The sequence below is a fragment of the Tengunoibacter tsumagoiensis genome (assembly GCF_003967535.1).
GTDB lineage: Bacteria > Chloroflexota > Ktedonobacteria > Ktedonobacterales > Ktedonobacteraceae > Tengunoibacter > Tengunoibacter tsumagoiensis.
Genome location: NZ_BIFR01000001.1, coordinates 4533211 through 4546991, shown reverse-complemented (window position 1 = coordinate 4546991; position 13781 = coordinate 4533211). Strand labels below are relative to the sequence as shown.

Below are 13781 nucleotides of genomic sequence, written 5' to 3'. Positions count from 1 at the left end.
TGGACCAGAAGAAAAAAGAGAGGCAATTGAACGATGGCAATCATTGAGGTTACAGGATTAACCAAGACCTTTACCAGTCGTGAGCGAGCATCTGGCATCGCTAGTAGTCTGCGTTCGTTTGTGGCTCCGCGCTATCAGCAGCGCGAGGCTGTTAAACCAATTGATTTCGTCCTTGAAGCGGGTGAGCTATTAGCCTTTATTGGTCCCAATGGAGCAGGTAAATCCACCACAATTAAAATGTTGACAGGGATTCTCTATCCTACCGCAGGCCACGCCACGGTGTTAGGCTTCAATCCCTGGCAGCAGCGTCAACAACTGGCCTATGCAATTGCCAGCGTGTTTGGTCAGAAATCGCAGCTCTGGTATCATCTGCCGCCACAGGATACCTTCAATCTGCTGGCCCACATCTATGAGTTGGATTGGGCTGCGTATCAACGGCGGCGTGCTTTTCTGATCGATGTCTTTGGCATTGAGGCATATATACGGACTCCTGCTCGTAAACTGAGTCTGGGTGAGCGAATGCGCTGTGAACTGGCGGCGGCGCTCTTGCATCAGCCAAAATTACTCTTTTTAGATGAGCCAACTATCGGACTGGATGTTATCGCCAAGCAGCGTATTCGCGATCTGATTGCTCAACTTAATGCCGAAGAAGGAACCAGTATATTCCTGACATCGCACGATGCAGGGGATATTGAGATTATCTGTCGTCGGGCTATTGTCATTAATCACGGCGAGATCATTCTAGATGCCCCGGTCTCTCAACTCAAACGAGAGTATCTGAAGACCAAGCGGCTGGAGCTTCTGCTGGATGTGCCTGCCAGCTCAGTCTGTCTGCCAGATACTTCGCATGAAGGTGAGCGATGGCACTTTCGACTGCTCTCTGAGGGCTCTAAGGAGTCAGGGATTCGGGTGCTTAAGGTCGAAGGTCGTCAACTTATTCTGGAGGTGGATACCGCACGTTCGCCATTGGAACCCATTATTGCCGCACTATTAGAACGCAGCCATATTCAAGATATGACGATCACCGATCCACCGATGGAAGAGATTATTGCCGCCATTTATCAGCGCCAGATTGAGCCGCAAGTGATTGAGGAGGTGAGGTCATGAGCCAGACGAGCGTCCCAGTGCAAACCCTTCAGCCGCTACACCGTCGTAAAGGGCACTGGTGGCGGCTGATGCGAAAATATCTGGCAGTGTTGCAGGTAAGTATTGCTAATAATATAGCGTATGTCACCGAAGTTTTTTTTCGTGCCCTTTTCCTGTTTGTTCTGGTCTTTATTCTCAGCCAGCTCTGGCAAACGACTTATACATTGCGGCATGCTACCTTGCTGAATGGTTTTAGCATCCGTGACATGATCTGGTATCTGCTGGCGGCAGAAACGATTGCCCTGTCCATGCCAGCGCTGACCAAACGCATTGATCTGGAGGTTCGTTCGGGCCAACTGGCCTATCAATTGATCCGACCGAGTAACTATCTGCTCTACAATTTTGCCCACTACCTGGGTGAGCGTCTGGTGCGATTGACGATGAATAGCGTGGTGGGAGTGATCCTGGCCTTATTCATCGCAGGTGTTCCTCATCTTACCTGGGCTGGTCTGCTGGCATGGCCGGTTGCGGTCTTCCTGGCGATCTGTATTGAATTTGTAGCGTACTTCTGTATTGGATTGCTTGCATTCTGGACTGAAGAGACGCAATCTTTTACGTTAATCTTTAGCCGCCTGACCCTGGTGCTTGGAGGGGTTCTGGCTCCTCTGGACGTTTTCCCTGAGCCGTTCCGCTATATTGCCAGGCTGTTACCCTTTAGTACCATTCTTTATGGTCCAGCCCGCACATTAGTTCATTTTGATCTGACACAATTTTACTGGTTGCTTGTTCAACAGCTTATCACATTAGGTGTAGGGATCATCATCCTGATGGCTGTGTATCGCATCGCTTTACGTCGTGTGACGGTGAACGGAGGATAAGGAATGCATCCAATACTGAAGCGTAGCCAGAGCATGCTCCGTTTTCTGGGAGCGTATGTGTTTGCCAATCTGCAATCATCCATGGAATATCGTAGCGCTTTCATTACGCAGATCATCGCGATGATTGCGAACGATTGCCTCTGGCTCTTCTTCTGGTGGAGTTACTTTCAGCAGTTCCCTCTGGTTCATGGCTGGCAGAATACTGATATTGTCATGTTGTGGGCCTTATCTGCCTGCTCGTTTGGTTTGAGTATTGCACTCTTGGGCAATGCATCGAATATTGCGAGCCTGGTTGTCAATGGAGGATTGGATGCCTATCTGGGAATGCCGCGCAATACCTTACTGCATGTCTGTGTTTCAGCCAGCAATCCAACCTCGTGGGGAGATATCATTTTTGCAGTGGGGGCTTATGTTCTGATAGTCCATCCAGGTCCATTGAATCTCTTCCTGTTTCCTATCCTGGTTCTATTGGGAGCCATCATCTTTACATCCTTCTTTGTCCTATGTGGCTCATTAGCCTTTTTTCTGGGAAATGCAGAAGGCTTTATTGGACAGTTAATGAATGTCATCATTTCTTTTTCGACCTATCCAATGGATCTCTTTAATGGCTTTGTCCGGTTGTTACTGTTCACCGTGATCCCAGCGGGATTTATTAGTTTTGTGCCATTGCAGATTCTCCATCAGTTTAGTTGGATGTGGTGCGGCGCAATGGTTGGAGCAACGATTGTCTTTGTGGTTCTGGCAGTAAGTCTCTTTAACCTTGGACTTCGTCGCTACGAGAGCGGAAATCTGTTGGGCATGCAGTCCTGAGAAGTATTGAACGCAGGATCCTGTCCGACCCTCGGGATGATCGGTGAAGGCCGAAATGGTCCGCAGGAATCAGGAGGGCGTGTGCATCCTTGTGGTGGTCCTGGGCCGCGGCCATCATGAATGATGGGCCGTACATGTTCATGCGATAGATCGCATATGAGATGCAATTTATCGCATGAAAGGGGGAAGTCCATCTTTCCACGTCATCTCGAAGGACAGAGAGCCAAAAACTTGTGTTGCTTAATAGGTACATACCATGATAAAGGCACCGGCACAAAAGAGCTTTCATGAATCTTCGTCTGCAGGCCTTTCATGAATGGTTACCAGGAATTCAGGTGCAGGACAGAGTCCAGGGGCTGGCGTGGAGCTGGTTTGAAGTCTGTGCCCAGAGTATAGGCAACGGGAATGAGAGCAACCTGCGTAACCTCTTGATAAGGGAGGCCGATAATCTCAGCAACCTCTTTTTCATATTCCAGGTGCAATGTCGTCCAGACGGAGCCCAGACCGCGAGCGCGGGCAGCCAGCATAAAGCTCCAGGCAGCTGGAATGATGGAGCCCCAGGGACTGGCCTGATTCATCGCAGGCTGCCCATCGGGTCGGCCCTGGAAACAGGGGAGGAAGAGGACAGGGGCTTCGTGCATATGTTCGGCCAGATAGTCCACTGACGTTTGCACCCTCTTCTGGACCTGGCTCCGTTGAGCATCATCCGCAAAAAGCTTACCGGCTGCTGATGGACTATCGCGATACTCATAATAACCTTTACGATAATAGTCTGAAATGGCTTTACGTTTCTCGGCATCAGTTATAATCACAAAATGCCAGCGCTGACGGTTACTGCCTGAAGGGGCTTGAAGCGCAATCTCCAGACATTCTTTGATCACCTGCATCTCAACTGGCCGCGAGAAATCTAAGCGTTTGCGTACTGCACGCGTCGTAGTTAAAAGCTCATCGGGGGTAAGGTTCAATGTTGTCACAAAAAATCTCCTCACATAGAAGGCTATCGTCTCATGATTTCTTATAGTTAGTATATCACCGTTTTGTGAAGAAGACCGTGGTGAGGCATAAAGATTCAGTCTACTGAGATCACATGAGCTCAACCCTTCGAGGAAAGAGAGTATACAAGCCTCAACCAGATCACGATTTGACTTTCTTTCATCGATAGCGTTTAATCTTTATGAGGAGAGAGCATTCTAGAAAAGGTTGAAACAGTTGAACTATGTGTGGTTCAACAGAAATGGGGGATAACCCATGATAACCTATATACTGGCTCTAAGCGGGGTGAGTGTCGTATTAATTCTGGCTGTAACTGTTCATCTCGCGCTCTTAGCGCAACAGCCAAAGAAGCGTCCTCCAGACTCGTCTCATAAATCTGAACGACCCCCATTGCACGATGCAATTTTTCAGTAGATCCGGTCGAAGGCGAGAGAAGTATCATCCAGCATCAGGCTGGGTGATTTTTTTTGTCTTTGGAGTTGGTAGCTCCAGACCAGTATCATCAACCAGTTTCGCCCTAGCAATGTAACCAGTAACCCGAGTGAGTTTCGTCCGCTCCCATGTTGAAAGGGTTTGGCGCTGGTCTGTAGACTAATAATGTGGAATGTGTTCCGGTCCCTCGACCAGTACATTTTCTGTGCAGTTAGTTTCAGGGTGCATGCCTACTGATTGAATAGAGGATACAGTTTTTGTGAACGAAGACGTTGACGCAGTTTTGTATTGTAAAGATACCACACTTCGAGGTGTGTGATTGTAGGTAGAAAGGGTTTTGACGTGATGTGGATTTCACGTTTTCCTGCCAGAGCTTTCTCTGCACGTACGCTGCCTATCTGGCTATTAATGGGACTTGGTGCCGTCGTAGTATCGGCGATGAATATTCATCAGAAAAGAAGTTCGCGTCTCGACAGCGATCTGGCACCTGTGACCACTATTCCACGTTCACCGCGCAGTCTATCAGTGGTTTTGCCTGCCTACAATGAAGAGGCAATTATTGAAAAGACTGTCCAGACGACATGTGCCGCTCTGGCCCAATGGACGGACGAGTTTGAGCTCATCGTAGTCAATGATGGCAGTAAGGATCGTACTGGTCCGATCGTGGAACAGCTTATGAATGGAGATTCGCGTATCCGTTTGATCAGTCACCCTATCAACCGCGGTTATGGCTCTGCTCTGGTTACAGGTTTTCATGCGGTGAGCAAAGATCTGGTCTTTTTTATGGATGCGGATGGGCAATTTGATATTACGGATCTCGCGGCCTTTTTCCCTTTGATTGAGCAGTATGATGCTGTTCTAGGATATCGTAATCCACGCTGTGATCCCTGGATTCGCAAATTTAACGCCTGGGGCTGGAAGCAGCTTGTCCGTCTCTGTTTTGGAGTCCAGGTAAGAGATATCGACTGCGCCTTCAAGTTGTATCGAGCAGAGTTTTTTCAGACGTTTGATCTCGAGACTTCTGGAGCAATGATCAATACAGAGATGCTCTATAAGTTCAAGCGAGCCGGTTTTACCTACACGGAGGTGGGTGTCCGCCATCTTCCTCGTACAGAAGGGATAGCAACCGGAGCCAGGCCAGCAGTCATTCTGCGAGCCTTGCGTGAACTGTTGTATTTTGCGCGCAAGTGGCGCTGGGAAGAGCGCAACGATCCACCCTCCTTTTTACGCTAGCATAGCTGTAACAGACCTCTCAAATGGAAGTACCATGGAAGAGTAGTAGGTGCAAGACCATGTTTCTCCGAGAAATGCAGCACTGCTCCTTGACTTTGCTATAAATGCCCCATATAATGGCAAAATCTAGTAGCAGAGTGAGAGTAATATATGTCGCATGCCGCCCAACGAGCCGAATACATCCTGCAACAACTGCTTCTCCATGGAAGAGTGGATGCCGAGCAGTTGAGCCAGCAACTTGAGGTTAACGCATCGACTATTCGGCGTGACCTTGAGCGTATGGAGCGCCAGAACTTATTGCGCCGCATTCATGGAGGTGCTCTGCCAGTAGATATGCTCGCTTATAGCGCCTATTCATATGGTTTGACCTTTCAAGAGAACATGAGTCGGCAGGTTGAAGAGAAGACGCAGATTGCCCGTATCGCTCTTCAATTGATCCAGCCTGGCGATACAATTGCTCTTTCTCCTGGTACGACCACGACCCATCTTGCCCGAGCCATTCGGCAGAGCCGTCTTCAGCCATTGACCGTGGTCACAAATGCAGTGAATATTGCGATGGAGCTGAGTGGCCTGCCTGGTATTACGCTCACCCTTACCGGCGGTTTACTTCTGCCAGATTTTTTTGCGCTTGTTGGACCACTGGCTGAGCAGAGCCTGAATCAGGTCTTTGTCGCCAAAGCCTTCATTGGCGTTACTGGTTTAAGCGCCGAATATGGCCTGACAGGTCCGAACCAATTAGAGAGCCTCTCACATCGCCTGACCATGCAGCGAGCTCAGCGGACCATCGTCCTGGCAGATGCCACGAAACTTGGCTCTGTTGCTCTTCATGCTATTGCCCCCATTACTACCATGCATATCCTGGTCACGGATCAGCATGCGACTGAAGAACAACTGACGCCATTACGCACCTTAGGGATTGATATCTATCAACCCACTTTTGAGAACGCCGCTCATCCGGGCAATTGAGGGCGGATGTGACGACAGAACTCCTGAGCTGTCCGATAACAATCTTTCCATCTCTCTCCAGTCCATTAGATCCCACCTTTCCACAGATAGGTATCCATATTTTCCATATCTTCCTTAGATCATTGCTAGATCATCGCTAGATCATCGCTAGATCATCGCTGACCTCCTTCTCAATGTAGTCCAATCAGACTGAATTGATCTTGATAGAGCCAGGAACTTCTTCTCTTGTTATACTGCGCGAATCGCTCATTGTTAATGCGCATTCGTGCATTGACAATGAGCGATTCGCGCAGTATACTTGACAGTAGAAGACATTGAGATAATAATGAAGGTGGTTAACACGTCCGAGTGGTTTAGTGCAAAGAAAAGGAGCAAAGCATGAAAGTCCTGGTGACTGGAGGCGCAGGCTATATTGGAGCGCATACTGTTCAAGAATTACTCAATTATGGTCATCAAGTGGCCGTTCTTGATACACTCGAATTAGGCAATAAACGTCTTGTTCCAGCAAATGTTACGTTGCATCAAGGAAGTATCGGGGATGCAGCTTTTCTAGATAAGGTTTTTGTAGAAGAGAAGCCAGACGCCATTATTAATTTTGCTGCATATAAAGCGCCCGGTGAGTCCATGCAGCAACCAACAAAGTATTTTGAGAATAATGTCGCAGGTCTCTATACCCTGTTGGACGCGATGGATCGCCATCAGATTCGTTTGATTGTCTTCTCTTCAAGTTGTGCAATCTTTGGCACACCGAAGCAATTGCCAGTCTCAGAAGATGCGCCTCGGGGGCCAGAGAGCGTCTATGGTGAGACAAAACTGATGGGTGAGACGCTCTTAAAATGGTATGACAAGACGCGAGGGATTAAGTTTAGTGCGCTGCGCTACTTCAATGCCTCTGGCGCCTCGTTAAACGCCAGCATTGGTGAAGACTGGGATCATACCCAGAACCTAATTCCATTAGTGATGAAGGCGGCACTTGGTAAATCTCCCTCCATCACAGTCTTTGGTACTGATTATCCGACGCGTGATGGCTCTGCTATCCGCGATTATATCCATGTCGTTGATTTGTCTATTGCCCATGTCAAAGCTTTGGAGCAGATTGCCAGCACGAATCAGAGTACAGCTTATAATCTCGGCACCGGAACTGGAAGCTCGGTCATTGAGGTCGTTGAACTGGCAAAGAAGATTAGTGGCATCGATTTCAAAGTTGAGTATGGTCCACGCCGGCCTGGCGACCCAGAAGCCATCTGGGCTGATTGCACCAGAGCTGAAAGCGAGTTGGGATGGAAGGCTCAATATGGCCTCGATACCATCGTTCGCACAGCATGGCAATGGCATAGCACTCATCCCAATGGCTTTGAAGACGAGAAGTAGCCGGGTTCCTCTACATTGATGCGAGAGAACAGGTTGATGCGAGAGAACAGGCCCCGCCTTTACATTGATGCGAGAGAACAGGTTGATGCGAGAGAACAGGTCCCGCCTTGAGAGATCTCAGGCGGGACCTGTTCTCTCGCATCAACATCGCCAACGTAGGCGTCCTTCTGCGCACATAAATTGCGCGAACGCGCATTGACACTGAGCGTTTTGCTCAGTATACTAGGAGAATAGTGAATGATGCCGAAATAGACAGCGAGGTCATTGAGCTGAAGCTATAAGGGGCAGATAATGAGTGCATTGCCGCAGAAATTACATGGTATCTGGGAGGAGCGCTGGCATCCTCTGCGAGAAGAATGGATTGTGATCGCTGCTCATCGGCAGAATCGTCCCTGGAATGGGGCCACGGTTGCAGATACTCCCATTGCTGTACCAGCTTATTTGTCTGATTGTTATCTTTGTCCAGGCAATCGACGAACTGGTGGTCTGGTGAATCCAGAGTATCAGACGACATTTGTCTTTGATAATGATCACCCCTGTGTAGGGCCAGCTGCTCCTGACGAAGAACTCCTTGAGCCAGCGCGTGGCCCCAATCGTGTGAGAGCGGCTCGAGGCCATGCACGAGTCATTTGTTTTAGTCCACAGCACAATCTTACCCTGGCAGAGCTTTCCCATACACATATTACCGAGATCATACAGATCTGGCAGCAGCAGACCACAGATCTGGGAAACAGGTCTGACATCAAGCATGTGCTCTGTTTTGAGAACAAAGGAGAGATCGTAGGTGTCTCTAATCCTCATCCTCATGGTCAGATCTATGCAACAAATTTCGTCTTTAAGACCATCGAGCAGGAGCTGGCGGCTTCGATTGCTTATAGTCATGAACATCAAAGGACCTTATTTACAGATATTATCGCGGCTGAACAGGCCGATGGACGCCGTATCCTTTATGAAGACGAGCACATCATCGCGTTTGTACCCTATTTTGCGCGTTACGCTTATGAAGTCTATATTGCTCCGAAACGGCGCCTCTCCCATATCTTCCATATGACTGACGTCGAGGTGATCTCCTTAGCACATGCACTTAAGGCTGTCACTATCCGTTTTGATAATCTCTGGCAGATGTCATTCCCCTACGTGATGAGTTTGCATCAGGCACCTACTGATGGAGGCGATTATAATTTTTATCACTTTTTTATTGCCTTTCATCCGCCGTTGCGTCGACCAGATGTAGCAAAGTTTCTGGCTGGTCCTGAGATTGGTGGTGGAAATTTTATCAGCGACACCTCACCTGAAGCAAAGGCCGCCGAGCTATTAGCAGTCTCTGGCATAGCTCATTATCATCAAGCTGAAAGGTTACATGGATGATTCAACATGCATCATCTCTTCTGGCGCAACTGCGCATCATCCACGAGGCGATTCGTGACAAGATTGTAACCAGTTGCGAGCAACAAGCCATTGAGCAGCTTTCAGAGATTGTAGCAGAGCAGGCTGGCGATACCATTTTTGCCCTGGATCGTATCTCAGAAGAAGTTTTGATTGAGTATTTTACCCAGCTTGGAACTGAGCGCTCCTTTGTCTTGATTGCCGAAGGATTGGGTGAGGATGGTATGCGGGTGTTTCCTGAAGGAGCTGTTGCGAACGAAGTTGAGCTGCGCATTATCATCGATCCAATCGATGGGACACGTGGCATACTGTATCAAAAGAGGCCTGCCTGGATTCTGACAGGGGTTGCGCCTAATCGTGGCACTGAGACATCGCTTCAAGATATTGAGCTAGCCCTTCAGACAGAGATTCCTCTGATCAAACAGCATCTCAGCGATAGCTTCTGGTCGATTGCAGGCTATGGCGTGGAGGGAGAGCGCTACAATCGGATAACAGGTGAGCGACAGCCACTGCATGCCCAGCCTTCGCAAGCGACAACCATTGCCAATGGATATGGCAGCATCGCTCGCTTTTTTGCTGGAGGAAGAGCTGAACTAGCGGCCATTGAAGATGAGATGATTGATCAGATCTTAGGGCCGGGTCAGGCAGGGAAAGTGCGTACATTTGAGGATCAATATATCTGTTCTGGTGGACAGTTCTATGAACTGCTCATGGGGCATGATCGTTGGCTGGCCGATCTCCGTCCTCTGGTTGATCGTGTCATGCAACAAAAGGGGCAGATGTTAGGACTGAGCTGTCATCCCTATGATCTCTGTACAGCGCTTATCTGTCGCGAGGCTGGTCTGATGATGACAGATGCTACCGGTCAACCGCTCGATGGCCCTCTGGATGTTGAAACTCCATTGGCCTGGATTGGTTATGCGAACGAAGCCATTCAGACACAAGTGGCAGCTATTCTGCGTGAAACGCTCGAGCGACGAGGCCTATTGACTGCACATTCAGTCATAGAGCCACGCAATCAGGCATAGTGAAAGGGAGCAGATGAGATGTGGCGTTTTGCTGAGTTGTCTGTGGCGGAGCAGCAGCCCGATCAGGAGCGTTTTTTGGAGTCGCTCAACGCTCAGAGCTCCTATTTTACCGCATCCATGCCTCTCTGGGTCGCACGAGCACCTGGGCGGTTGGACCTCATGGGAGGGATTGCCGATTATTCGGGGTCATTGGTGCTCGAACTTCCTCTGGCCGCAGCGACCTGGGTGGCGGTACAGACGGATAATCGACCGGTTGTAACTATACGTAGCAGCGACATGGATGAGAGCCTTGGGAATGCAGAGGTGAGTCTTCCTCTGGAGCTATTGCCAGCTGATCTGGACTATACTACCGCTCATCAGGTGTTGACGGCTGATCCACAGAGCGCCTGGGCCGCCTATGTAGCTGGTGCTCTTATCGTATTGCAAAGGGAGCGTGGCCTACAATTGACCCGGGGACTCCGCATCTTTATCTATTCTGAGGTTCCTGCTGGAAAGGGAGTCAGTTCTTCAGCAGCCTTGGAGGTTGCGAGTATGCAAGCGATGAGTGATCTCTATGAGCTTGAGATTGCCGGGCATGAGCTGGCTCTTCTGTGCCAGCGTGTAGAGAACTACATTGTGGGGGCCCCATGTGGCATTATGGATCAGATGACCTCGGCCTGTGGGCAACAGGACAGCTTATTGGCATTGTTCTGTCAGCCAGCGCAATTGCAGACGGCAGTAACGCTGCCTGAAGAGCTTGAAGTCTGGGGTCTGGATTCAGGTATTCGTCACGCCGTCTCCGGGGCAGACTATGGCTCAGTGCGGGTGGGGGCCTTTATGGGATATCGCATTATTGCAGATCTGGCAGGGCTTCCCATTGAACAGCGACAAGAAGGATTAGTGAGTATCAAAGATTCCATCTGGCAGGGCTATCTGGCGAACATGGCACCTTCGGTCTGGGAGAGCCATTATCGGGATCGCCTGCCCATACAGATAGCAGGGAGAGCTTTTCTCGAGCAGTATGGAGGCTCAACTGATCCCGTCACAAAGATTGCCCCTGACCGCCTCTATGCTGTACGTCAGCCAGCGGCCCACCCCATCTACGAAAATCATCGCGTCCACCTCTTCCAGGCTCTACTGACACAGGCTCACACCAACGAGCATTTTGACCTCCTGGGAGAGTTGATGTATCAATCGCATGCCAGTTATAACGCCTGCGGCCTGGGTTCCAGTGGAACAGATCGAATCGTCGAAATGGTGCGCCAGGCAGGCTCACGGGCAGGTTTCTATGGTGCCAAAATTACTGGTGGTGGCAGTGGTGGTACAGTTGCTGTGCTTGCTCGTAAGGGATCGCGTAAACAGATCGAAGGCATTGCCGAACAATATAGTCGTGAGAGTGGTCATCCTGTAGCGATCCTGGGAGGTTCTTCAGCTGGCGCGGTAGCATGGGGCAAGCATCTTCTGATAGAATAGACAGAAGAAAGTGTATTATGGATATTGTGTCTGTGTTCGCAGTACAGAGCATCTTCCGAGAACGCGCATGAGCATGTTGAGCAATTCAGATGAAGCTCTCTCCTGATGTTTTGCGCTTGTAAGTCTGGCAAAAGGCACCAGATGGTACGAATATGGCTCCAATTGCGACCTTCCAACCGTATATAAGGAGAGCCTTTGTCTACGAGCTCTCCTGATAGAGCTTGTTTGCAGTATCCAAAAGGCTTAGTGAAGAGGTTATTTGAGCTCAAATGCTTGCGTCTGATGATACACTGTGTGTGAGCCCTACCAATGATTCTGATCGGTCATGACGAGAGAAGCCACATTTTTAGAGGAGCACCAGACTTTTAACAGAGGTGCAATACTTTCGTTACAAGAAAGAACCGTATTAATGACAGAGAGCATTAATGCCATAAACAATAGAGATGCGTAGGACAGGGAGGACGGACGGTCATGGGGATGTGTTTGGATTTCGAGGGGTGCGGATTTGACAATCGAGAGAACGCTCGTTTTTGTGCCCACTGCGGTATTCCGGTCCGAGGAGCCTTGTTAAAGGGCCGTTATGAGATCCAAAGTCTCCAGGGGAAGGATCGTGGAACGGTAACCTTGCAGGCCCGAGATCTACAATTCGCACAGTCGGTGATAATACGCGCTTTAATTCCGAAAGAGACGAGTCCGCTAGAGCGAGAAAGTTTTTTACAGGATGCGGAGCTAGCAGCCTCGCTCTCTGCCAATGTTTACGATCCTGGCAGTATTCGGGTAATTGATTATGGTCAGGATGGTCCAATGACCTTTCTGGTGAAAGCAGAGGTAAAAGCTCCCCAGGAGGCACAACCTTTGTTTGTGCAGAGGCAGGGTGCTCGTTTAAGAGATGATATATTTTTAGCATTGCCAGATGAGGAAGAGGAAGCGACCCAGATGCGGCTGGCTGTGCCGTCTGTTGCCACCGTACCTCCTCAGCCCCTGCCAACGGCGGAGCCTCCAGACTGGTTAGAGCAGGGGAATCAGGCGTACGAATATGGTCGGTATGAAAATGCTTTAGAAGCATATGAACTGGCGACCCAATATAATGTTGTCTCCATTGATGCCTGGAGTGGGAAAGGGGCAACCTTGTTACACCTTGGCCGGGCAGAGGAGGCATTGATTGCTTATGACCACGCGATCTCACTGAACCCCCATGATCCCGAGCTCTGGACCTCGCGCGCCAATGTGTTGCATGAACTCCATCAATACAATGAAGAGATGAAATGTTACGATCAAGCCTTATCGTTTGATCCAGATTATGTCTATGCCTGGAGTGGGCGTGGCATGGCTCTGGCCGAGCAGAATCAGCCCGAGGAGGCTCTGCTTGCGTTCGATAAAGCTCTTTTACTTGACCCCCGGCAGAGTACGGTCTGGCAGGCTATGGGTGACACCCTGTATAATCTAACGCGCTATGAAGAGGCTTTAATTGCCATCGATCGAGCCCTTGAGATAGATGATACCCATGCCTCACTCTGGGATACCAAAGGAAATATTTTACGTCGTCTAAAAAAGCCCGAGCAGGCCGTTCCTTATCATGAACGAGCTCTTCAGCTTGAGCCAGAGAACCCGACCCCCTGGTTCGATAAAGCCAATGACCTGCGAGATCTCCGTCGTTATGCGGAGGCCCTATCCGGGTATGATCATGCACTGGCATTAGATCCAACTCTAGCAGGGGCGTGGTATAATCGAGGGAATGTGCTGGCAGCACTGCGTATGTATGAAGATGCCCTTGAATCCTACAATCATGCTTTGAAGTACGATGACGGATTACTCTCTGCCTGGTATAATAGGGGCAGTTTATTGCATGAATTGAAACGACATCAAGAGGCGCTGGTGGCTTTTGATCGGGCTCTGGCACTCGATATTCATTATATTGCAGCCTGGAACAATAAAGGGTTGGCGCTATTCGCATTGGGGCGCTTAGATGAAGCCCTGGCTGCACTTGATCAGGCGACCTCATTTGCTCCAGAAGAGCCTGATGCCTGGTATAATAAAGCCGTCGTGCTTGAAAAACTGGGTCGTAAGCAGGAGGCCATCACCTGCCAGGAATGGGCACATTCGCTTGATCAGCAAGCGAGCCAGGCTGAAGCGTAATGTACAAGAA

General features: G+C 49.6%; 12 protein-coding genes. 11 read left to right on the top strand and 1 reads right to left on the bottom strand.

Going from position 1 to position 13781, the window contains the following annotated elements:
- Window positions 1-33 precede the first annotated feature (33 nt).
- The 3 genes from EL628_RS17830 to EL628_RS17820 are packed head-to-tail and all read left to right on the top strand — an operon-like array spanning window position 34 to window position 2774.
- Entirely contained in the window at window positions 34-1107 is a 1074-nt protein-coding gene (locus EL628_RS17830) for an ABC transporter ATP-binding protein (RefSeq protein ID WP_126581264.1), read from the top strand.
- Window positions 1104-1964 carry an ABC transporter permease gene (locus tag EL628_RS17825; RefSeq protein ID WP_126581263.1) on the top strand — a complete coding sequence of 287 codons (861 nt, stop codon included), beginning with the start codon at window positions 1104-1106 and terminating at the stop codon, window positions 1962-1964. The genes EL628_RS17830 and EL628_RS17825 overlap by 4 nt, the downstream gene beginning before the upstream one ends.
- A gap of 3 nt (window positions 1965-1967) precedes the next feature.
- Complete coding sequence (locus EL628_RS17820; RefSeq protein ID WP_126581262.1) at window positions 1968-2774, top strand: ABC transporter permease; 807 nt, start codon at window positions 1968-1970, stop codon at window positions 2772-2774.
- Between the two features lie 320 nt (window positions 2775-3094).
- Here EL628_RS17820 and EL628_RS17815 read toward each other — a convergent pair whose 3' ends face one another.
- Entirely contained in the window at window positions 3095-3748 is a 654-nt protein-coding gene (locus tag EL628_RS17815) for a nitroreductase family protein (RefSeq protein ID WP_218028944.1), read from the bottom strand.
- Between the two features lie 274 nt (window positions 3749-4022).
- On the opposite strand from EL628_RS17815, the gene EL628_RS29870 reads away from it, so the two are divergent.
- The 8 genes from EL628_RS29870 to EL628_RS17780 all read left to right on the top strand — a co-directional run bounded on the left by EL628_RS29870 (window position 4023) and on the right by EL628_RS17780 (window position 13771).
- On the top strand, window positions 4023-4181 hold the full coding sequence (locus tag EL628_RS29870; RefSeq protein WP_161975577.1) for a hypothetical protein: 159 nt from the start codon (window positions 4023-4025) through the stop codon (window positions 4179-4181).
- A gap of 363 nt (window positions 4182-4544) precedes the next feature.
- On the top strand, window positions 4545-5432 hold the full coding sequence (locus EL628_RS17810; RefSeq protein WP_245994141.1) for a glycosyltransferase family 2 protein: 888 nt from the start codon (window positions 4545-4547) through the stop codon (window positions 5430-5432).
- A 150-nt stretch (window positions 5433-5582) separates the two neighbouring features.
- Entirely contained in the window at window positions 5583-6398 is an 816-nt protein-coding gene (locus EL628_RS17805; protein WP_126581261.1) for a DeoR/GlpR family DNA-binding transcription regulator, read from the top strand.
- Window positions 6399-6776: 378 nt separating this feature from the next.
- Window positions 6777-7769 (top strand): UDP-glucose 4-epimerase GalE, encoded by a 993-nt coding sequence (galE, locus tag EL628_RS17800; protein ID WP_126581260.1) that lies wholly within the window; start codon window positions 6777-6779, stop codon window positions 7767-7769.
- A 291-nt stretch (window positions 7770-8060) separates the two neighbouring features.
- Window positions 8061-9137 carry a galactose-1-phosphate uridylyltransferase gene (galT, locus tag EL628_RS17795; RefSeq protein WP_126581259.1) on the top strand — a complete coding sequence of 359 codons (1077 nt, stop codon included), beginning with the start codon at window positions 8061-8063 and terminating at the stop codon, window positions 9135-9137.
- The gene (locus tag EL628_RS17790; RefSeq protein ID WP_126581258.1) at window positions 9134-10183 is read left to right on the top strand and encodes an inositol monophosphatase; all 1050 of its coding nucleotides are present in this window, start codon (window positions 9134-9136) and stop codon (window positions 10181-10183) included. Before galT ends, EL628_RS17790 begins: the two co-directional genes overlap by 4 nt.
- 18 nt (window positions 10184-10201) lie before the next feature.
- Complete coding sequence (locus EL628_RS17785) at window positions 10202-11635, top strand: galactokinase (protein ID WP_126581257.1); 1434 nt, start codon at window positions 10202-10204, stop codon at window positions 11633-11635.
- 471 nt (window positions 11636-12106) lie between these two features.
- Complete coding sequence (locus EL628_RS17780; protein ID WP_126581256.1) at window positions 12107-13771, top strand: tetratricopeptide repeat protein; 1665 nt, start codon at window positions 12107-12109, stop codon at window positions 13769-13771.
- Window positions 13772-13781: the final 10 nt, after the last annotated feature.

What these genes read in the sequence shown, in the direction of transcription:
- EL628_RS17780 (WP_126581256.1), top strand. Translation starts at nt 12,107, where the DNA reads ATGGGGATGTGTTTGGATTTCGAGGGGTGCGGATTTGACAATCGAGAG.
- galE (WP_126581260.1), top strand. Translation starts at nt 6,777, where the DNA reads ATGAAAGTCCTGGTGACTGGAGGCGCAGGCTATATTGGAGCGCATACT.
- galT (WP_126581259.1), top strand. Translation starts at nt 8,061, where the DNA reads ATGAGTGCATTGCCGCAGAAATTACATGGTATCTGGGAGGAGCGCTGG.
- EL628_RS17810 (WP_245994141.1), top strand. Translation starts at nt 4,545, where the DNA reads ATGTGGATTTCACGTTTTCCTGCCAGAGCTTTCTCTGCACGTACGCTG.
- EL628_RS17790 (WP_126581258.1), top strand. Translation starts at nt 9,134, where the DNA reads ATGATTCAACATGCATCATCTCTTCTGGCGCAACTGCGCATCATCCAC.
- EL628_RS17830 (WP_126581264.1), top strand. Translation starts at nt 34, where the DNA reads ATGGCAATCATTGAGGTTACAGGATTAACCAAGACCTTTACCAGTCGT.
- EL628_RS17785 (WP_126581257.1), top strand. Translation starts at nt 10,202, where the DNA reads ATGTGGCGTTTTGCTGAGTTGTCTGTGGCGGAGCAGCAGCCCGATCAG.
- EL628_RS17825 (WP_126581263.1), top strand. Translation starts at nt 1,104, where the DNA reads ATGAGCCAGACGAGCGTCCCAGTGCAAACCCTTCAGCCGCTACACCGT.
- EL628_RS17820 (WP_126581262.1), top strand. Translation starts at nt 1,968, where the DNA reads ATGCATCCAATACTGAAGCGTAGCCAGAGCATGCTCCGTTTTCTGGGA.
- EL628_RS29870 (WP_161975577.1), top strand. Translation starts at nt 4,023, where the DNA reads ATGATAACCTATATACTGGCTCTAAGCGGGGTGAGTGTCGTATTAATT.
- EL628_RS17805 (WP_126581261.1), top strand. Translation starts at nt 5,583, where the DNA reads ATGTCGCATGCCGCCCAACGAGCCGAATACATCCTGCAACAACTGCTT.